The sequence below is a fragment of the Spirosoma pollinicola genome (assembly GCF_002831565.1).
Classification (GTDB): Bacteria; Bacteroidota; Bacteroidia; order Cytophagales; family Spirosomataceae; genus Spirosoma; species Spirosoma pollinicola.
In genome coordinates this window covers 265429-286372 of the sequence record NZ_CP025096.1, presented here as the reverse complement: position 1 = coordinate 286372, position 20944 = coordinate 265429, and the positions used below count along the sequence as shown (strand labels likewise).

The following is a 20944-nucleotide window of genomic DNA, read 5'->3' as shown; positions in this document are numbered from 1 at the left end:
AACTGGAACAAGGGTTATGTTTACTTTTTATAAACATAACTCTTGTTCTATTTAAAGTAAGATAACATATAAGTCACACCCAGGAAATCTTCTGTAGAGACCTTTGAGGGCACAAAAAGCCTCACACAATGCTCAATTTTACAAAGCTTATTTTTGTACTTTTCCTATTTACAGTTCATCTCTCAAAAGCCCAGACCAACCTGGCGGGCATTTCTGGAAAAATAACCGATCAGGATGGGAAGCCGCTGGAAATGGCGACCGTTCAGATTAAAAATGAATCGACCGGTTTTAGAGCCAATTCAGTGTCCAATGAGAAAGGGGAATTTCGTTTAAAGGAATTACCACTGGGCGCGCCTTATTCCATCACGGTCCAATTTGTCGGAATGGCCACTCAGGCACAAACCGGGTTTGCGCTCAACCAGGGAGATCTGCTACAGGTATCCTTCAAATTGGTCGAAAACTCCCAGCAGTTGGAAACGGTCGTGATTTCCTCAAACTCCTTAACCAACAAGATCGAAAACATTGGTACGTCAACCGCTATTACAGCCAAAGATATTAACCGGCTACCGGTAAACGGACGGAACTTCTCGACCTTGGCTGACCTTTCGCCACTGTCCACCGGGAATAGTCTGGGTGGGCAGTTAGGGTCTGCTACCAATTTTACCATTGATGGTATGGCGGCCCGAAGCACCATTGCCGGTGGACAGCCTACCGGTGCTTATTCGATTACGATGGAGGCCGTTCGGGAATTTCAGGTGGTGACTAACCAGTATGACGTTACCTACGGAAACGCCGGGGGAGGTACTATCAGTACGGTAACGAAGTCGGGGACGAATAAACTGACCGGCAGTGCATTTACTTTCCTGAGAACGAATTGGCTGTCAAGTCCTTACGGACTAAATGAACAAAAACGAAACCTTCCTTTCAACACGGCTCAGTACGGCTTTTCACTGGGTGGCCCCATTATTAAAGACAAACTGCACTTTTTTGTTGCCTGGGACCGTCAGGCCAGTACGCAACCGCTATTAATCGCACCTATTCAATCAACTGCCGATGCTTTGCGCTACAACGTCACTCAAGCTACCGAAGACAGGTTTCTGAGTATCGCCCGGAGCAAATATGGTGTGGGCAACGCTCCTCAGTTTGGCCAGTTTACCCGTTTCAAAAATACGCAGGCTCTTTTTGCCCGTATTGACTGGCAGATCAATGCCAAAAACCTGCTTACGATCCGCAATAATTATATCTATGATCTGGATAACCAGTCGGACGGAGATAATACGGCCATCAACATGTATGAAGTATACAGCACCCGTAAAAGTTCTAACAATAGCCTGATGGCTTCGTTGCGAACAACGATCAATCCGAAGGTGACCAATGAGTTAAAAATTCAGCACTTCTGGGAGTATAATAAAATGTATGCCAACCCCCAGTTGCCGGAAGATAATATCCCAAGAGCAACGGTGGCCAACGTAGCATCTGTCAATCCGATCGATTCAACCAAGTCGTTGTTCACGAGCATTCAATTGGGCGGACAGCGATACGGGGGGGATTATTTTAATAATAACCTGATCCAACTGGTTAACAATGTGTACGTGAATACCAATAAATTCAACTTCACGTTTGGGGCGGGTGTGACGTTTAGCAACCAAAATTCCATTTATGGCAGTGAAACCAACGGCCGTTTCTGGTATACCGGACTGGCCGCGTTTGAGAATTTGGCACCCTATCGCTTCACCCGGGATGTTTATTTGAGTAACACACCCAATGTTAAATTCAACGTACTTATTCCTACCATCTACGCCCAGGCACAAACGACCGTTGCGCCGGGCCTGAACGTTACAGGGGGTATCCGGGTGGACTATACCGACTATCTGACTAAACCGAATTTCAATCAAACGGTATTCAACACGCTGGGGCTAAGAACGGATAACAGACTGGCTACCCTTCAGGTACAGCCGCGTGTACAGGCCACCTGGGATGTTCGCCAGAACGGGAAAGATATCATTCGAGTAGGGGGTGGTATTTTGGGGTCAGCCCTGAACCCTTATTCCATGATCAATAATATGCTGTTTGACGGTAGCCACATTGCCAGCATTGATGTAACGGGCAATCTGGTTCCTACACCAAACTTCCCCGCTTATCGCGCTAACCCAGCCTCGGCGCCGGGTGTTGATCTGGTCAATAATCCCCACATACCTAAACTGTACACCATCAATATGAATGGCAAGGACGCCAAAGTACCCACCGTTTATAAAATCAATGGATCGTATAGCCACTTCTTCAGTAGTAATTTCAGAATGAGTATTGCGGGTTATATGTCGTTCGCCCGGAACAACTACACCTATATCGACAAGAATATGGTCGATCAGCCGTACTTCACCTTGTCGCAGGAAGCCAACCGGCCCGTTTACGTGCCTGCTTCCTCCATTCTGACGTCGAATGGTTCCCAAAACTGGATATTGGGCCGTAAAACAACTGACGTAGGCCGCGTGCTGCAACTGGAAAGTTTGGGTAAAGTGAATCAGGCTGCCGTTGTTGTTGATGCCAATTACCGGTATTTCAAAGATGGAGAAATTGCCTTCTCATATACCTGGAACCAGACCAAGGATAACACGTCTTACAACGGAAACGTAGCCAATACGGCAACACTGGTACAATACACGGCTGGCGACCCGCGCACCCTGAACCAGATGAATTACTCGGATAACCATTTCCGGACCAAAATTGTGGTTTATGGGAATACGCCTACGTTCTACGGATTTAACCTGGGGTTCCGGTTTTCAGGCCTGAGTGGCACGCGCTACTCGATGATTGTGAATGGCAATATCAACGGCGATTTCGTAGAAACAAACGATCTGGCTTTTGTGTATGACCCGACCAGCGCAGAAACGCCACAATATTTGAGAGACGGCATCAATTCGATTCTGAACAATCCAAACGTGGAAAAAAGTGCAAAAGATTACATCCGTAATAGCTTTGGGAAGGTTGCTGAACGTAATGGCGGGGTGAACCCTTTTTATGGAACAGTTGATTTGCGCCTGACCTACAAAGTAAAAACGTTCAAAAAACAATACCTCGAACTTTCCGGCGATCTGTTTAATACGGCCAACCTGATCAACAAATCATGGGGTGTTAACCATGCGCTGGGAGCTACCACGCTGCTGTCGAGATCTGGGTTCGATACGACTACCAACAATTATAAATATGCCGTCAATACCAACGCAGGTGTATCCGGGTTAAGTGGAAATCCATATCAATTTCAACTTGGCGCCCGGTACGGGTTTTAGCGGCACTCGTTATTCAGCCCGTGTTGTCGAGTTCTGCTAACCAAACGAGGTTACCTACTTCAGGTGACCTCGTTTGGCGTATGTGACGAATAAGCGCGAAGATGCTTCGACGCATTCAGTAGAATTTGACGTGATTTTAATTAACTTAAAACAAGCGTATGTCCAATTCTCAAATGATGAACCGTTCAACTAGTTTCTATAGCGTTTGGGTGCTTCTTATCCTGTCGATTCTGGCGGGATGTAATCGAAAAAATAGCTCGACTCCAGCAACAGAGGAAGTTGAGGTATATAAAAAACTGGTGGCAAAGCGGGTCAATTTGCCTAATGGCTGGGCCCTCACACCCCCTGGACGAAGCCTCGATCTGGATGACTTACCCTTAAATCTGGTGGTGTCTCCATCCCGGAAATACCTGGCTGTTACCAACAATGGGCAGAGCACCCAAAGTATTACGCTGCTGGATGCCCTTACTGAAAAAATTCTGGATACAGTTAGGGTTGGTAAATCCTATCTGGGCCTTGCCTTTAGCGAAGACGAGACGAGGTTGTATGCGTCGGGTGGTAACGACAATCGGATTCTTGTTTATAAACTGGAAAACCAGAAGTTACTGCCCGATGAGCCAATTGTGCTGGGGAAACCTTGGCCAACAAAAATTTCACCAACGGGTCTGTGCGTCGATGATGCCAAAAATCGGCTCTATGTGGTCACTAAAGAGGATAGTTCCCTGTATATCGCCGACACGAAAACGCGGCAGATTCTGCATAAGCTACCTATAGGAGCTGCCGCCTATACATGCCTATTGTCACCCGATAAAAATCAGCTCTACGTATCGCTGTGGGGGGGCGCCAGCGTGTTGATTGTTGATGTCAATACGCCGAAAATAGTGGCTAAAATCAAGACCAATAAAAACCCGAACGATCTGTTGTTGACTCGAAATGGACAGCATCTTTTTGTGGCCAACGGCAATGATAACACGGTTGCGCTAATTGATGTGGCTAAACAGCAAGTTATTGAAACCATGACGACGTCGCTATTTCCGGATGCTCCGGTAGGGAGCACACCCAATGGACTGGCCCTGAGTGATAATGAAAACACACTATACATTGCCAACGCCGACAATAATTGTCTGGCGGTGTTTGATGTGACCCGGAAAGGTCACAGCCAATCCAGCGGATTTATTCCCACCGGCTGGTATCCGACAGCGGTAAAAGTGATCGGTTCCAAACTGTTCGTTACGAATGGGAAAGGGTTTTCTTCGCAAGCCAACCCCCGCGGGCCAAATCCCGTTCGAACGCGAACACCCCAGCAAGTCGGGCCCAATCCGCAGGCTAACCCAGGGCCGGTTCAGTACATAGCTGGCTTATTCAAAGGCACCCTTTCGATCATCGACATGCCTGATAGCGAGGTATTAGCGGCCTATTCGCGACTGGTTTATGCCAATACACCGTACACCAAGAGCAAGGAACTCCGCTCGGAAGGGGAAGCGGGAAACCCAATCCCGATGCGGGTAGGGGGAAATGCACGCTCACCGATAAAATACGTGTTTTACATTATTAAGGAAAACCGAACGTACGATCAGGTATTGGGCGATATGAAAGAAGGCAATGGCGATGCCGCCCTTTGTTTATTTCCCCAAAAAGTTACTCCAAACCAGCATGCACTGGCGAAACAATTTGTGCTACTGGACAATTTTTATGTCGATGCCGAAGTCAGCGCCGACGGGCATAACTGGTCATCAGCCGCATATGCCAATGATTACGTCGAAAAAAACTGGGTGACTAGCTATGGCGGTCGGGGTGGCACGTATGATTACGAAGGTCAAAAAGAAATTGCCCATCCGCGCGACGGCTTTATCTGGGATCACTGTTTGCGGGCCGGTGTCAGTTTCCGGAGTTATGGCTGGTTTGCCGATGACGAGAAGCCTAATATTAAAACATTGGAAGGTAAGTTTTGCCCCACCTTTAAAGGGTATAATTTGGGTTACCTGGATAGTAAGCGAGAGGAAGCTTGGGAAAAGGACTTCGACGAGTTGGTAGCGGCTGGTAAAGTGCCTCAACTCAGTACGGTCCGTTTTGGCAACGACCATACATCAGGGGCCCGCATTGGGATGCCTACACCCGATGCCGCCCTGGCTGATAATGATCTGGCCGTAGGCCGGTTTGTCGAGCACCTGTCCAAAAGTCCAATCTGGAAAGAATCTGTCGTATTTATACTGGAAGATGATGCCCAAAATGGTCCCGATCATGTTGATGCACACCGCTCGATTGCGTTTGTGGCCGGTGGTTTTGTGAAACGTCATTTTGTCGATCATACTATGTATTCTACGTCGGGGCTGCTGCGAACCATCGAATTGATTTTAGGACTAAAACCCATGAGTCAATACGATGCTGCTGCGACACCCCTGTGGCGTTGTTTCAGCAAGCAAGCTGATCCTGCCGGGTTTGAATCTCTCGAACCGGGCATTGACATTAACCAGAAAAATGTAGCGATCAATCGTAATTCGAAACGATCGTCGATGTTCAATCTGAGCCGTCCCGACGAGATTGACGACCTGATTTTCAGTGAGATTGTTTGGCAAACGGTACGTGGCGCAACTAGTAACATGCCTGCCCCTCGCCGGGGTGCTTTTGTCCGATCAGGAAAAACGGGCTTGACCGATGATGATGATGATGATTAGAAGATGTAGACAGTTTCTTACTCTGGCCGTAAGGTGCTCACGGTAACAGCGGGGTAGTTCAGACCCGCAGTCAGGAGATCAGGTTTGTCGATCAATAAAATGAACCGTGTGAATACAAGCCGAGGTGTCACCACAACTTTCGGTCATTTTGTGTTCATTTGTACTTTCCTCTAAACCTGCTCATGAAACGGTTCACCTACCCAGCCTTACTCCTGACCGTTGGTCTGCTCAGCCTGACCGAAAAACCCGCCACCACCGACTGGCCCGAATACAATGGCGGGCCCGATCGTAATCATTTCTCGCCCCTCACGCAGCTAAATGCCGGCAACGTGGCGGGCTTACAGGTCGCCTGGGAATATGCTTCGGGTGGAGTCGACACGCTCAAAAACAATACCCAGATTCAGTGCAACCCGCTCATCATCGACGGTGTGCTGTACGGGGTTTCGGCAGGGTCGCAGGCCTTTGCGCTCGACGCGGCTACGGGCAGGGAACTTTGGAAAACGGCCTTCACCGACGATACCTTCGCCATGAATAGCCGGGGTGTTACCTACTGGACGGATGGGCGGCAAGCCCGGATTTACTTCGCCTATGGCTCGCTGCTCTACGCCCTCGACGCCCGAACGGGGAAACCGGTGACCAGTTTTGGTAAAGGTGGGAAAATCAATTTAAAAGAAGGCCTGGCCCGACCCGGAGCCGATGAGTACGTGGTGAGCAACACGCCGGGCGTAGTGTATAAAAATCTGCTCATCATGGGTCACCGGGTGTCGGAAGTTGCACCGGCCCTGCCCGGCGACGTGCGCGCCTATGACCTGCACACGGGGCGGCTCGTCTGGACCTTCCACACCATTCCACACTCCGGCGAGTATGGGGCTAACACCTGGCCCAAAGATGGTCACCGCAATTTCGGGGGAGCCAATAACTGGATGGGCATGGCCATCGACCGGCAGCGCGGCATCGTTTATGTCCCCACGGGGACTGCGGCATTCGATTTATACGGCAGTACCCGGCCCGGCCAGAATCTATTTGCCAACAGCCTTATAGCCCTAGACGCGGCCACAGGAAAGCGACGCTGGCATTTCCAGACGATCCACCACGACATCTGGGACCGCGATATTCCGGCTCCCCCTAATTTATTTACCGTTGTTCATGATGGTAAAAAGGTGGATGCCGTTTCGGTGTTATCCAAACAAGGATTCCTCTTTGCCTTTGACCGGGTTACGGGTAAGCCGCTGTTTCCGATTGAGGAACGACCCATGCCCGCTTCCACTGTTCCGGGAGAAAAAGCCTGGCCCACCCAGCCGATTCCCCTCAAACCTGCGCCCTTTACCCGGCAATCGTTTCCGGAAAGCGATATAAACGACTTTGTCACCGACCGCGACACTGTACTGGCTCAGCTCCGGCGCTGGCAATCAGGAAAACAATTTTTTCCCCTTCCCCTGAGCCCCAACCGAACCGTGTTTTTTCCCGGCACCGACGGGGGCGCACAGTGGGGTGGAGCAGCGGTGGACGAAGCCGGCATCATGTACGTTCCCTCGAAGCAAATTCCGGTCACCATGGCGCTGGTTCCGACCCCCGCCGGTTCGTTGTCAGTCAGGACCGTTGAGCGCACGGGTAGCCAACTCTACCAAACCCATTGTGCCAACTGCCACGGCCAAAATCGCGAAGGCAGTCATGACGGGAGCTACCCGGCTCTGGTCAGCATCTCTCAAAAACGCAACGAGACGTCGGTGGCCCAGGTTCTGGCAAAAGGCCAGGGCATGATGCCTGCCTTCACCAACCTGAAGGAAGCCGAGCGGAAGGCCATCGTGGATTTTTTGTTCGGCAAAACAACGTCTGTCGCCAGTAAGGGGGGGCTTAACACCGCCCCCTATCACCATACCGGGTTTACCCGCTGGTACGACCGGGCCGGGTACCCCGTGAGCCGCCCGCCCTGGGGCACGCTGACGGCAATTGATATGAATACGGGCGAACACCGTTGGCAAGTCCCGCTGGGCGAGTACCCTGAACTAGTGGCGAAGGGCATACCCCCAACGGGCACCGACAACTATGGTGCCCCGGCTGTCACGGCGGGCGGGTTGCTCTTCATTGCCTCCTCTCGTGACGAACTGATTCGGGCTTTCGACCGAAAAACGGGCCGTGAACTCTGGCGGGCCAAACTGCCTGCTGCCGGGTATGCTTCGCCGAGTACCTACGCCGTTGATGGCAAGCAATACGTGGTGATTGCCTGCGGGGGCGGTAAACTCAAAACGAAGTCGGGGGATCGGTACGTAGCGTTTGCATTACCGTAAACAGCCAGCTGGTCGTTCAGTGATCGCTTAAAGGTATCTATGCTACCCAAATTTGGCGACGCAAAGAAGTTGTCATGCTCTGAAAATTTACCGGTGTTCGAACCGTGATTAGATGGGGAGAAGGGGCTAAGCTTACCATCTACAGCGACTCATCCACTGTCTTTACATCCGTGGGCGCAATGGAGCTGGGCAGTATTCTCCAGAACAAACAGTCTCTCTTAGGGTTCTATAGGCTCAACTTAAACGAACTAAGTATGCCAGATACAGAACAAACCAAGGAGATCGATCAGGATTCACATACCGAAGAAACCAAAACGACGGTAACCCAAACGAATGATACCCCGGATGGGGAAGAGAAAACGACCAAGACCGTTACAACAGAGCAAAAGCCGAGTTAGCAAGCGGTCGGTTGGGTGCGCAGGAGCATACCAGACCTTACAGTAATACTCGCCTTCCAGGGCCTACCTATATTGTTGGGCCCTTTTTCTTTTTACGGTTCAACCGGTTGTCCAGGTTGAACAGGATCGTTAAACTAACACGTTTAAACAAGGCAGGTGGATAGGTGATATGGTACGATTCTACTAGCTGCTAACGCACATCCGTAGCTATATTTCAAAAAATAAACCAGGTTTATCATACACGCAGTTGAGGTATCCCGGTGAAATAAGCCGGGAATCCGCCAAAAATCGGGCAGTATCCCTTTATTTTGTTACATGAAGAAAATAGCGTTTGTTGTGCAGCGGTACGGTGTTGACGTCAATGGAGGGGCCGAATACTACTGTCGACTGATGGCCGAGCGGCTGGCAAATACCTACGAAGTGGACGTGCTGACCAGCTGCGCTCTGGAATACGTTACCTGGGCCAACTGGTATCCGGCCGAAACCGTAACCATCAACGGAGTAAGGGTTCATCGGTTTGCCACGAAGCACGAACGATTGCTCAAACAAACGTCCCGCGCTGAGCATAAACTTAATAAATGGTCCCGGCCCGAGCAGAGCCAGGGACTCAACCGACTCAAGATGTGGGCGCGGGCATTGGTGGGTAAGCACATCAGGCGGTATAGCCGCTTGTGGGCAACCTACCAGGGGCCTTATACGCCCGACCTGATTACCTACCTGAAACGAAACCATCAACAATACGACGCGCTGATCTTCATTACGTACCTGTATTACCCTACCATTGCCGGTTTGGCCATAGCGCCCCACAAGTCGATCTTTATTCCCACGGCGCACGACGAAACTCCGATCTATCTGCCCTTGTTCCGCAAGCTGTTCCAGAAGCCCCGGACCATTTTATTTCTTACTCCGGCCGAACAGAGCTTTGTGCACAAGCTGTTCAGAAATGATTCCATTCCAAATGACGTCGTCGGCGTAGGCATCGAACCGGCCACCAGGTTAGCCGAACAAACGGTAAGTGAACTACTGGGTACCGATGCCGATTATCTGTTATATATTGGCCGAATTGATCCGGCCAAGGGCTGCGACAAGATGTTCGAATTTTTCACACGATATAAAGCCGAACATCCATCGCCGTTAAAACTGGTACTGGTCGGACAGGCGATGATGCCAATTCCGGAGCACCCTGATGTGCTGCCGGTTGGATTTGTGGACGAACCTGTAAAAGCGAGTCTGTTGCAGCACGCGAAAGCGCTGATCATGCCGTCGCCCTACGAAAGCCTGTCGATGGTGACGCTGGAAAGTTTTGCCGTGGGCATCCCCGTTATTGCCACCGCTGAATGCGCCGTTCTACGCGACCATATCGTCGGGAGTCAGGCGGGACTGCTGTATCGGCTCTACGAAGAGTTTGAAACGGCAGTCGATCAGATACTAAACCAGGATTCGACCGAAATGGCCAATAACGGCCGCGCCTACGTTCAGCGGTACTATACCTGGGACACTGTACTTGCCAAATTTAACAAAGCCGTGGACTATGTAGCGACGCAGCCATAGATCTACTGAAGATTCTCGTGCATACTGTTTAGTCGTTTATAGATGCTGCCAGTACGGTTGAGCAGATCATAGTGGCTACCGCGCTCCACAATCTCCCCACCTTCCATAATCAGAATCTCGTCGGCTTCTTTGATGGTACTCAGACGGTGTGCGATAACCAGTGTCGTCCGGCCTTCCATTAAATTGTTCAGTGCTTCCTGAACCGATTTCTCGGAATCGACATCCAGTGCAGAGGTTGCTTCATCCAGGATGAGAATGGATGGTTTTTTGAACACCGCCCTGGCAATACTCAATCGCTGGCGCTGCCCGCCACTCAAACGGATACCCCGATCGCCAATGTTCGTGTTATACCCCTGTTCGGTGTCCATAATAAACGCGTGGGCGTTGGCGACCTTAGCCGCAGCCATAACGTCTTCCAGTCGGGCGTCCGGCTGGCCGAGGGCGATGTTATTGAAGATGCTGTCGTTGAAAAGAATGATTTCCTGCGTCACAAAACTCATCTGTTTCCGTAACGACTCCATCGTGTAGTCGCTCACGTCGACGCCGTCGATGAGGACGCGGCCGTGGGTGGGTTCGTAAAAACGGGGAATCAGATCGGCAATGGTCGATTTGCCAACGCCCGAAGGGCCAACCAGCGCTATTTTTCGCCCTTTTTTCATCTGGAAATTAATGTTTTTCAGCACAGGTTTGTCGCCGTAGCGGAAACTGACGTTCTCGAAGACAACATCTCGCTGAAACCGTTCCAAGGGTATGGCGTTTGGTTTGTCTTCAATCTCGACCGGTTTGTCCAGCAGTTCGATAACGCGCTCGCCAGCGGCCTGTCCCTGTTGAATAGTGGTGATGGCCACTACCATAGCCTTGGCGGGCCGAATCACCTGGGAGAAAATAGCAATGAACGCGATAAATGAACTGGCCTGTAAATTGCTTTCGCTGTTGAGCACCAGACTACCTCCGTACACCAGGATACAGGCAACAATGAAGACGCCTGATGCTTCGGAAAAAGCAGGAGCCATTTCCCGTCGTTTGAAACCTTCCAGACTGGCTTTACGGTAAAAGTCGTTTTCGACGCTGAACCGCTGCAACACAAACGGAGTCGCATTAAACGAGCGAATGATCCGCATACCCATCAGCGTTTCGTCCATGAGTGTAAGCATCCGCCCCATTGACGACTGTACATCCTTGGCTTCCTTCTTAAGCCGCTTGGTGACAGCCGCAATGCCTACGGCCGAAATAGGGATGATGACGAGCGTGAAGAGCATCAGTTTGGCCGATATCAGGAAGAGCGCCACAAAATAACCGATCAGCATGTAGGGCTCTTTAAAGACAACCTCGATCGAACTGGCCGCCACGCTTTCAATAGCGTACACGTCGCCGTTGAGCCGGGAAAGCAGATCCCCCTTGTGTTCCTTGGTGAAGTAACCCAGGTGCAGATGGTTGATTTTGGCAAACAAAGCCTCTCGTAATCGTTTGACCAGCAGTGTTCTGGCTCCCAATAAGCACCGCTGTGCCAGAAACCGGAATAAATTGGTCATGATCACGGCCACCACGATCATTCCCGCCAGGAAATAAAGCGCATAGATCGGATTTGTTGTTTTGAACTGATAAATGAAATGGTAAAAAATAGTCTTGAAGTAAGTCCCTGTTAGCTGAAATTCCGGCATCGACGCATACCTGGCCGCGTCGGCAGTGTTGATTGGATCAAACAGAAAGTTGAGCAGTGGAATAATCAACGCAAACTGAAAAATGTTGAAAAACACACTGATGATCGTAAAGAAAAAGAAAGGGAAGATGAATTTTCCATAAGGCCTGGCATACGCCATGAGCCGTCTATATACCTTCATTCGTTGGTCGTAAGGTGTATTAATGTCATCAATCCGCCTTCGGATCAGATGATTTAACTGGGTTAATGTGGGTGGTTTACTTGAGCAAAGATCGGTAAATGTTCAGATATTCCCGGGCAGCACTATCCCAACTGAACGTAGCGCTGTGGGCTTTCATTGCTTCCCGGATATAGCTACCGGACTTTTGGTAATGCTGCATCCCGGACTGGAAATCGTCGTGCATGTTGTCGAAATCCTGAAAATAAAAGGCGAGGTCTTTGCCGATCTCTGTCATGGCCGTGTGTTTCGACAAAAATACGGGCTTCCCAACCGACATAGCTTCGGTGATGGGCAAGCCAAACCCTTCGGCCAGCGACGGCATAACCAGAGCCTGACAGTTATGATAGTACCACGACTTTTCGCCTTCAGTCACTTCATTAACCAGGTGCATTCGGCTGGCTACGTTCAATTCTGATGCCTGCTGCCGGATATAATCCGCGTATGCTTTGTCCTGGTGTCGACCGGCCAGTACCAGTTCCATGCTGGGATTGCTCTGTAAAAGTGGTAAAATCCGATGTTGATTTTTTGGGCGGGTAATGGCACCTATGTTGAACAGGAAGGGAACGGCGGGTTGGTATGATTTTTCTTCCAGCACAGGTTTAGGTAAACCGTTGGTGCCGTTATAAATCACGTGCACGGCCCGGTTGCCGACGTCGCAGTGGGTCAACACATCCTTGCGGGTAAATTCAGATATACAGACAATGGCATCACTACGGTCGATGTTCTTCTGTAAATGCCGGAGGTACCGGATTTTTTTCCGGTCGGGCTTATCTTCGTACAGGAAATTAAGGTCGTGAATCGTCAGCAGTACCTTTATCTTCTTGTTCCGATGGGGCAGGTAGTTTGAACTCTGATACGTACAGTGCCACAATTGATACTGGCTAACTGATGGCATAAAGAATTTCTGCAATGAGTGCTGTGGCAAGACAGGAACTGAGGGGCCAAACGTGGATGGCATGTGGCTCGGCATGTATACCGATAGCGCTTCCCGACTTGTATTCTGTTGAAGGGCCCTACCCAGATTGAGACAAAAATAGTACAAACCCGTGTTGACGTATTTCATTCGCTCGCAGTCAAAAATGATTTGATGCATAAAGAAATTGCTTTTCTACGTTGATTAGCTGAACAGGAAGTGTCGTGGCGAAAAATAATCGCATGCCTGTACGATTCAGGCGCTCGACACTTCGTTTATTAATGCAGAGCCTTAAGCTGATGGAAGGGTTGGAAGTTGCCGGAGTAATATGTCCTGTAATAAATACCGTCTTATGCCCGATAATGTTGTATAAACTGTTAAAAAATGAGGGTATGCCTTCAGCAAACGTATAATTCTAATCTATGTCTCGAATCATATTGGATTGTCACCTGATGAAGTATTCACATTCTGGGTTATACCAGTATTGTCAGCAACTTGGCAACCATATCAATCCGTTACTCAGGGCAGAAAAACAGCCGCTCATGCAACTATATTTGCCCCCACGGCGAACCCTGAAACTCGATGCTGAGCCACATCACTTGCCTGAAGAACGATGGCACAAGCTGTTTCGGCCGTTTTTGAAGGACTGCCGGGTATGGCATGCGCCATTTCAGTCCGGGCGGATTTTGCCCAGCAAAAAGCGCTATCCCAACATTAAGGTCGTGTTGACCATTCATGATTTGAACGTCCTGCACGAAGGAAAATCGGAGGCTTTACAGCAAAAAAGTCTGGCCCACACTCAATCCCTAATTGATCGGAGTGATGCCATTGTCTGTATTTCCAACTTTACAAAAAGCGACGTGTTAACTCATTGCGACGTCGGTAATACACCAGTACACGTCATTTACAATGGTCTTAATAAAGTGCCCGCTCAGGTAGAAAAGCAACCTGTTTCCTACAAACCTGACCGCGAGTTTTTGCTCGGTATTGGCTATCAGAATCGAAAAAAAAATTTTCACGTCCTGCTGCCTTTACTTCAATCGCAACCTGACCTGGAACTGCTACTGGTAGGGCATCATGACGATCCGGTTTACGTCGACCAGATGCGGCAGATTGCCCAGCGCATGGGCGTTGACCAGCGACTGCATCTGTTGGGGGCCGTCTCTGAAGCAGACAAAGCCTGGTATTTAAAGCATTGCAAAGCGTTCCTGCATCCCTCGCTGGCAGAAGGCTTTGGGTTGCCTGTCCTTGAAGCCATGCAGTTCGGTAAGCCGGTTTTTTTGTCAATGGCTACGTCGTTGCCCGAGGTGGGGGGCGATGCGGCTTTCTACTTTCCGAGTTATGAGGCTGAGGTAGTGCAGGGCGTGTTTGAAGAGGGAATGAAAATCTACAAAAGCACCTCAAGGGCCGAAGCTATTGTCCAAAATACCTCGCGCTTTAGCTGGGAAGAAAGCGCCAGACAGTATCTAACCCTTTATCAGTCATTAATGAGTTGAAAAAAACATACCGGGGGCGTAAACGCCAGACAGCGCGGGGATTTATTCACCTGACAGGTTTGAAAGCTGTCACATGTAATCTGTGGCATAAGGTATTAAGTGCGGTTACTTTCCGATACAGAACTTACTGAAAATCGACTCCAGCAAATCATCTGTTGTTATCTCTCCCGTCAACTCGCCCAGATGTTGTAATGCCACGCGTAAATCCATCGCCAGCCAGTCGGGGGTGACGCCGGAGTCCAGTCCGGTAACAGCACGGGCCAGCGCATTGTCGGTTCCGGTGAGGTGATTGTAATGGCGGGCGTTGGTAACTACCGCGCTGCCTGTTTGTACGGCGGCATCGGTGCGGACACGGGCCGATAAGGCCGATTTGAGTTCTTCCAAATGCGTTTGTTTAGCTGCCGAGATCCAGACAACCGGTTCGCCCAACATCGTTTCCAATAACTCGCGGGTGGCATCGGTGATTGCATCAAGTTTATTGCCGACGAGCAGATAGGGTTTACCGGATGCCCGAACCTCATCGACCGCCGTTTGCAATTCGCCGGATTCGACGTTTTTAGCATCGAACAGATACACCACCAGGGCGGCATCGCGCATTTTCTGCTGAGTGCGTTCGATACCAATGGCCTCAATTTGGTCGGTGGCCTGGCGCAGTCCGGCGGTGTCGATGAGCCGAAAGCGAATACCGTCAATGAAAAGTTCATCTTCAATAACATCGCGGGTGGTGCCGGGAATATCAGAAACGATGGCTTTTTCTTCATTCAGCAACGCGTTGAGCAGCGTCGATTTGCCCGCGTTGGGCTTTCCCACAATTACCGTTGGCACCCCATTTTTTATGGCGTTGCCAGTGGAAAATGAGTCGATCAACGGGTGGAGCACGCGCCGAATGTCGAGCATGAGCTGCCGAAGTTTATCGCGGTGGGCAAATTCAACGTCTTCCTCGCCGAAATCAAGTTCCAATTCTACAAGGGCTACAAAATCAATGAGTTGCTGCCGAAGGGCCTTGAGTTGTCTGGAAAATCCTCCGCGTAATTGATTCAGAGCCGCCCGGTGGCTGGCGTCGGAGTCGGAAGCAATCAGATCGGCAACGGCCTCGGCCTGAACCAGATCGAACTGACCGTTCAGGAACGCCCGTTGTGTAAACTCACCCGGCTGGGCCAATCGAACGCCTTCCTGCATGAGCCGACGCAAAATTTGCTGGATGATGAACTCCGAACCATGACACGAAATTTCTGTAACGTCTTCTTTCGTAAAGGACTTTGGCGACTGAAAAACGGTTACCAACACTTCGTCGATAATGCTCCCGTCGTCGTTGCGGAGGGTGCCGAAATGGGCGGTATGACTGGCTTGATGTGTCAGGTCTTTTCCCCGAAACAGGCGATTCGTTACCTCAATGGCACCTTCGCCCGACACACGCACAACGGCGATAGCGCCAATACCGGGTGCAGTGGCCAGCGCAGCAATGGGTTCTAATTGATACAAGTTCGTAGTTATAAGTTGGCTTGCGTCAGGGTTGGGTGGTTGGGTGGGTAGTTGGTTGGGGCAAACGCCATATCTTTAAGATATGGCGTTTGCCCCAACCAACTACCCACCCAACCCTGACTAATGTGTAATTTATATCCTCTACTAAGGGAATCCTGCTTACAGAGTTAATAACTGCTGTTGAAAAATAGGCAGGCGATTCAGCAGACCTGCCACCCGTTTTTCGATAGGGACGTTGGGAATGCCGAGCCAGTCGGCATATTGATCGCCCATGAAGAAACGCATTTCACCGGCTGCGAGGTTCCGAATGGTTTCGGGGCCAATTACTTTGGATTTCGAAGAACCGGCTGTTTGCCCAGGGTTGTTGGGTGAAAGCTGGCTGGATGAAGCAACGGCGGCTATAGCATTTAATAGAGAACGAGTTAAACCCACTCCCGCTTCGGATGGAGCGAACTGCCGTCTGGCAATGGCCGTGCCGAGGTTATAGGCTTCACGCAGATTTATGGGGATGAGTTCTTCGGCAACACCATTCAGATAACCAACTACGTTAATGTGATGCAGATAATCTTCCTCTTCCTGCTCCGTCATGGTTACTTTCGCTTTTCGTAATCCCTGAAGAACAACGTAGGAGAATGACAGACTGGTGCCGGCCATATCTTCCTGATTGACAGGGTATCCCCAAGCCATATTCCATCGACCGGAATGTAAAGAAAACCAACGGGCTCCGGCGTGGATCAGGCGAATTTTTACCGTTCGTGTCAGGGCGTTTCCTTCGTTTTTGGTTGGTTGAAGTGAATCAAAACGCCACTCTTTCGCATTATTGACGGCAAATACCCATTCGCCGGTTTCCTGCAATCGGCGGGCGGTGTCGTTTTTTATGCGTTCGGTTAGCCACAGAACCTGCGCTCCATGCGCACCGAGGTAGGAGTAAGGCAAAGAAAAGAAGCCGAGTGTGAGGCCGATCTGCTGCGCATGTTTCTTGAAAAAAACCATGCCCCGCTTCATCCGGACAGGCTCTGCCCAAGTGGGTAGAGCCGCGTATTTTTCAAAAAAGTCCTGTACGGCCGGATGTTGGTTCGTGGTCGAAAAATCGTTGGTATCGCCCAGCCAGCGCATCAGATTTCGTAAACCGGTTGCCGTTTCTGTTTCCACAATAGTAGCAATAACCGCATCGGCCACCGGATCGCCCTGCTGGCGATAACGATCTAAAAGTGGGTCGGTAAAGGAGCGGGAGGGTTTAATTAGGGTCTGCATCGTAGGGAGGTAATTCTTAAAGGCTAACGATGCGTGAAGGGAATTGGTTTGATGCTGTCAGGGCCAAACTCTGGCTTAGTCGTAGAAATGACAAGGGCCAAGCCAGAGCTTAGCCATGACTATAATTTGATCTGCAGGCCGTCATACCCAAGGCGAATACCATGCGGGAGTTCTTTTTCGACTTCTCGATGCATGCCTAGTTTATGACTGATATGCACGAAATACGTTCGGTCGGCACCAACGCGTTTGGCGAGGGCAACGGCCTGATCGAGGGTAAAATGCGAGATGTGAGGCTTCAACTGGAGCGCATCGAGGACGAGGACTTTTGTTCCATACACCTTTTCCAGTTCTTCGTCCGAAATGTAATTGAGGTCGGTGAGGTAGGTGAAGTCCCCAACCCGATAGCCATAAACGGGTAGTTTATGGTGCATTACCTCAATTGGGATGACCGGAACACCCAATACCTCAAAAGGCTCATTAATGATGTTATGAAGCTCAACGTGGGGCGTGCCGGGATATTTATTTTCGGCAAAGACGTAAGCGAATTCGCGCTGTAACTGCGCCAGAACCGTTGGTCGACCATAAACGGGTATATCCTGTCCCGACCGGAAATTATAGGCTCTGATCTCGTCTAAACCTGCGGTGTGGTCTTTGTGCTCGTGTGTAAACAGTACAGCATCAAGCTGTTGCAGGTTCAGGCGAAGGACCTGCTGGCGAAAATCGGGCCCAGTGTCAATGACAAAACTACGGCCATTTACGGCGATATGAACGGAGGTGCGGAGTCGTTTGTCCCGAAAGTCGACTGAACGGCATACCTCACAGCTGCAGCCAATAAGCGGCACCCCCGACGATGTGCCCGTACCTAGTAGTGTGATGAACATGAGAGTGAGGAGTGAGGAGCGAGGAGTGAGGAGTCATCGGCAGCATAAATGCGTCAGCAACTCCTATCTTCTCACTCCTCGCTCCTACATACTTTATTTATCCGTCAGTTGATTAACGACTTCTACCAGGCGGTCGAAGTTAAGGGGTTTCACCAGCACATCGTTGAAGCCGGCGGTTTTGAATTCTTCTTCGGTGTAGTTTTTGGCGTTGCCGGTAATGGCTACGATAGGAACACTGGCTTTTTCTTTTTCGGGTAGGGCTCTCACTCGCCTAACGCACTCCATACCGTCCATCAAGGGCATGTTGATGTCTAATAGAAGGATACTAAAATCTTCTTTTTCGAGAATTTGTAACACCTGCTCTCCGTTTTTAACGGCAGTGATGTCGTAGTTCTGAAACTCAAGAATTTTGCGGGCCAGATTCTGGATAACGGAGCTATCTTCGGCAATCAGGACTCGTTTGGAAGCTGACATAAGGCTTGACGTATCGTGTTTCGTTTTACTGTGGTGAAATTATAGAGTTAAATCGGCAAACGCAAAAAGGGTTTGGATTCGGCACTTAAACAAGTGGTTATTTTAGCGAAAACGACGCGATTTGCTCTTGATAAATCAATAAAAAACAGGCTAGATGTACTATTCAGGCCTAAATAATTTCCTTTTTCAGAACCATAAACTCAAGTAGCCGCTTCTGGATACCGAAGCGTGGATCATTGGGGAAGGGTTCTATTTTGCCGGTTTTTTTGTAGCCGCGCCGTTCATACCAGGCAATTAATTCATGCCGAACCGTGATGACCGTCATCGTAATGGCATGGCATTTTCGGCTTTGGGCAATGTGTTCGGCAGCCAACAGCAATTGCTTGCCAATGCCCTTGGCCTGTGCTTCGGGCGAAACGGTCAACATGCCCAGATAGAGGTCATTACCTTTCATTTCCAGATACACGCAACCCAGTAACTGGCCCGCTTCCTCGTACTTCAGGATCGAAGCGTTTGGGTTTTGTATCATCGTTCGCAATGATTCTTCACTGGTGCGAATGCCGTCGAGTAGATCGGCTTCGGTCGTCCAACCCTTACGGGAACTGTCGCCCCTGTAGGCACTATTCACCAGATGGTCCAGGGCTGAAATGTCTTGTTCGGTGGCGGTAGGTAGTAAAAATTCTGCCATAAAATTAGTAGTTGGCCGGTGAGGTCGTGTCCTTATTTACTTACCTCCCGAAAATCTAACTGCTGGATCAGTGCGGGGTTTTCGGGAGTTAGCGTGAAAAATACATCAATAGCTCCTTTGTCACCTTCGAGCAAAAAGTGGCCGCGTAGCTGATTTTCGGGGATTAACTCGCCAACGCGCTTTATGTCACCCACTTTGGCGTATAAGTCCTGCACGGTTTTTTTGCGGATAGCTACCGATTTGTCGGGAAAGAAATTCTCCGCAAAAATGCCGCTTTGCTCAGCGTTTGTCCAGTCGGGGATCAACTTGACGATTTCGGCTTTTCGTTGGGCCAGAATGTTGGAAACGGGCAGTTGGCGGGGCTGTAAGTGGCCGATGGCCATCAGCGTGTCCATCACCGCCGAGTTCACTGAGCCCATCCCGGCATAAGTTAAGTTGCCGTACGAAATAATACCAATACCGTAATCGGGCAAAATGCGCCATTGACTGCCAAAGCCGGGCAGTCCACCGCTGTGGCCAACCCAAACCTGTCCGACACAGTTTCTATTCCAGCTTAGTCCGTAGCCATAGCCGCTCGTAACGGGACATAGTTGCCCTGCCGCGTTTCTGGCTTGTACCGACAACCCCGAAAACGTCCAGGGTTGCTGCATTTCGCGTACCGAACTCCGCTTAACAGGCCCATTGTCAGCGTCATTTCGAGCTGGCCAGGCGGCCTGATGCAAGGCCACATACTTACTAAAATCCTCGATAGATGTGATCAACCCACCCATTGCTCCATAAGAACCGTCGTGCAGGAGCGGCTCATCGAGCCATTTGGCTGTTCCTGACCCGTCGTCATGCCAGCGATACCCCAGTGCCAGTTTGTCGGCCGGAACGCGGCTGTATTCCCATTGCGTATCGTTCATGCCCAGCGGCTTCAAAATAGTGTCGGTAATGTATTGCTGGTAAGGTTTGCCCGTAACAACGGTGATGATGTGGCCAAGCATGGCAAAGCCCAGATTGCTGTATTCGTAGGCAAAACTTGGTACGTTGGCATTCGAGATACCGCTGTTGATAAGTTTGAGCAAATCTGCGTCGGAGTCGGCTAGTTGGCGGTCGCCCCAGGGGTTGTCTTCCGGGAAGCCTGCCGAGTGGGCCATCAGGTTACGGACCGTAATACGGGGTGCATCGGCGGTAAGGTATTTATGCGATTTAAGTTCTGGAATGTAGCTTTCGGCGGGGTCATCGAGCCGCAGTTTGCCTTCGTCCCGCAGTTTGAGAATGGCCATCGCTGTTAAGCTTTTGGTCATCGACGCAATGCGAAACAGCGACTTTGGGGTAGCCGCTGTCTTTTTCGCCACATCGGTATAGCCCGTTCCACCCGAATAAACCAGTTGTCCATCAACTACAATACCGAAGGTCAGGCCGGGGATATGCCGTTTTTCGGAAAAGTCTTTGTACAGTTTTTCGACGATTGGAAAGGCAGCTTCCAGTGTTTTCAGGCGGTTGGCATCGCTAAAAACAGGCGGTTGGTAGGTTGCGATGTGCGTTGCTACACGACCCGGAGCCGTTTGCTGGGCCAGTGCAGCCGAAGTAAAGAGAAGGAAAGCAGGATAAAGAAATTTCATGTCAGCAGTGAAGCGTGTAGTTATGTTTCGAGAGTGCTAACATAGTGAATAACTGCTAAATCAACCCTTT

14 protein-coding genes are annotated in these 20944 nt (G+C 50.2%); 6 read left to right on the top strand and 8 right to left on the bottom strand.

Annotation, left to right across the window (positions count from 1 at the left end; all coding sequences use genetic code 11):
- Positions 1–128 precede the first annotated feature (128 nt).
- The 5 genes from CWM47_RS01185 to CWM47_RS01165 all read left to right on the top strand — a co-directional run bounded on the left by CWM47_RS01185 (position 129) and on the right by CWM47_RS01165 (position 10199).
- Positions 129–3287, top strand: a complete 3159-nt coding sequence (locus CWM47_RS01185; protein WP_100985978.1) for a TonB-dependent receptor — start codon at positions 129–131, stop codon at positions 3285–3287.
- Between the two features lie 173 nt (positions 3288–3460).
- Positions 3461–5962, top strand: coding sequence for a bifunctional YncE family protein/alkaline phosphatase family protein (locus CWM47_RS01180; RefSeq protein WP_100985977.1), 2502 nt, complete (start codon positions 3461–3463; stop codon positions 5960–5962).
- A gap of 182 nt (positions 5963–6144) precedes the next feature.
- Positions 6145–8250 carry an outer membrane protein assembly factor BamB family protein gene (locus CWM47_RS01175; RefSeq protein ID WP_100985976.1) on the top strand — a complete coding sequence of 702 codons (2106 nt, stop codon included), beginning with the start codon at positions 6145–6147 and terminating at the stop codon, positions 8248–8250.
- Between the two features lie 254 nt (positions 8251–8504).
- A complete protein-coding gene (locus tag CWM47_RS01170) occupies positions 8505–8648 on the top strand; it encodes a hypothetical protein (protein WP_157815871.1) in 144 nt (47 codons plus the stop codon).
- 315 nt (positions 8649–8963) lie between these two features.
- Positions 8964–10199 (top strand): glycosyltransferase family 4 protein, encoded by a 1236-nt coding sequence (locus tag CWM47_RS01165; RefSeq protein ID WP_100985974.1) that lies wholly within the window; start codon positions 8964–8966, stop codon positions 10197–10199.
- A gap of 2 nt (positions 10200–10201) precedes the next feature.
- On the opposite strand, the gene CWM47_RS01160 is transcribed toward CWM47_RS01165, so the two are convergent.
- Entirely contained in the window at positions 10202–12040 is a 1839-nt protein-coding gene (locus CWM47_RS01160; protein ID WP_100985973.1) for an ABC transporter ATP-binding protein, read from the bottom strand.
- Positions 12041–12116: 76 nt separating this feature from the next.
- On the bottom strand, positions 12117–13172 hold the full coding sequence (locus CWM47_RS01155; protein ID WP_100985972.1) for a glycosyltransferase family 4 protein: 1056 nt from the start codon (positions 13170–13172) through the stop codon (positions 12117–12119).
- 272 nt (positions 13173–13444) lie between these two features.
- Between CWM47_RS01155 and CWM47_RS01150 the strand changes: the two genes are divergently transcribed.
- A complete protein-coding gene (locus CWM47_RS01150) occupies positions 13445–14488 on the top strand; it encodes a glycosyltransferase family 4 protein (RefSeq protein ID WP_170069396.1) in 1044 nt (347 codons plus the stop codon).
- Positions 14489–14593: 105 nt separating this feature from the next.
- Here the strand turns inward: CWM47_RS01150 and mnmE are convergent, their stop codons facing one another.
- The 6 genes from mnmE to CWM47_RS01120 form a co-directional block, all read right to left on the bottom strand.
- Positions 14594–15970 carry a tRNA uridine-5-carboxymethylaminomethyl(34) synthesis GTPase MnmE gene (gene mnmE / locus CWM47_RS01145; RefSeq protein WP_206170591.1) on the bottom strand — a complete coding sequence of 459 codons (1377 nt, stop codon included), beginning with the start codon at positions 15968–15970 and terminating at the stop codon, positions 14594–14596.
- A gap of 159 nt (positions 15971–16129) precedes the next feature.
- Positions 16130–17224 (bottom strand): oxygenase MpaB family protein, encoded by a 1095-nt coding sequence (locus tag CWM47_RS01140; protein WP_100985969.1) that lies wholly within the window; start codon positions 17222–17224, stop codon positions 16130–16132.
- A gap of 119 nt (positions 17225–17343) precedes the next feature.
- Positions 17344–18105: an MBL fold metallo-hydrolase gene (locus CWM47_RS01135; RefSeq protein WP_100985968.1), complete on the bottom strand. Its 762-nt coding sequence runs from the start codon at positions 18103–18105 to the stop codon at positions 17344–17346.
- A 93-nt stretch (positions 18106–18198) separates the two neighbouring features.
- Positions 18199–18579 carry a response regulator gene (locus tag CWM47_RS01130; protein ID WP_046575488.1) on the bottom strand — a complete coding sequence of 127 codons (381 nt, stop codon included), beginning with the start codon at positions 18577–18579 and terminating at the stop codon, positions 18199–18201.
- Between the two features lie 169 nt (positions 18580–18748).
- Complete coding sequence (locus CWM47_RS01125; protein WP_100985967.1) at positions 18749–19267, bottom strand: GNAT family N-acetyltransferase; 519 nt, start codon at positions 19265–19267, stop codon at positions 18749–18751.
- A 32-nt stretch (positions 19268–19299) separates the two neighbouring features.
- Positions 19300–20874 (bottom strand): serine hydrolase domain-containing protein, encoded by a 1575-nt coding sequence (locus CWM47_RS01120; protein WP_100985966.1) that lies wholly within the window; start codon positions 20872–20874, stop codon positions 19300–19302.
- Between the last annotated feature and the right edge of the window lie 70 nt (positions 20875–20944).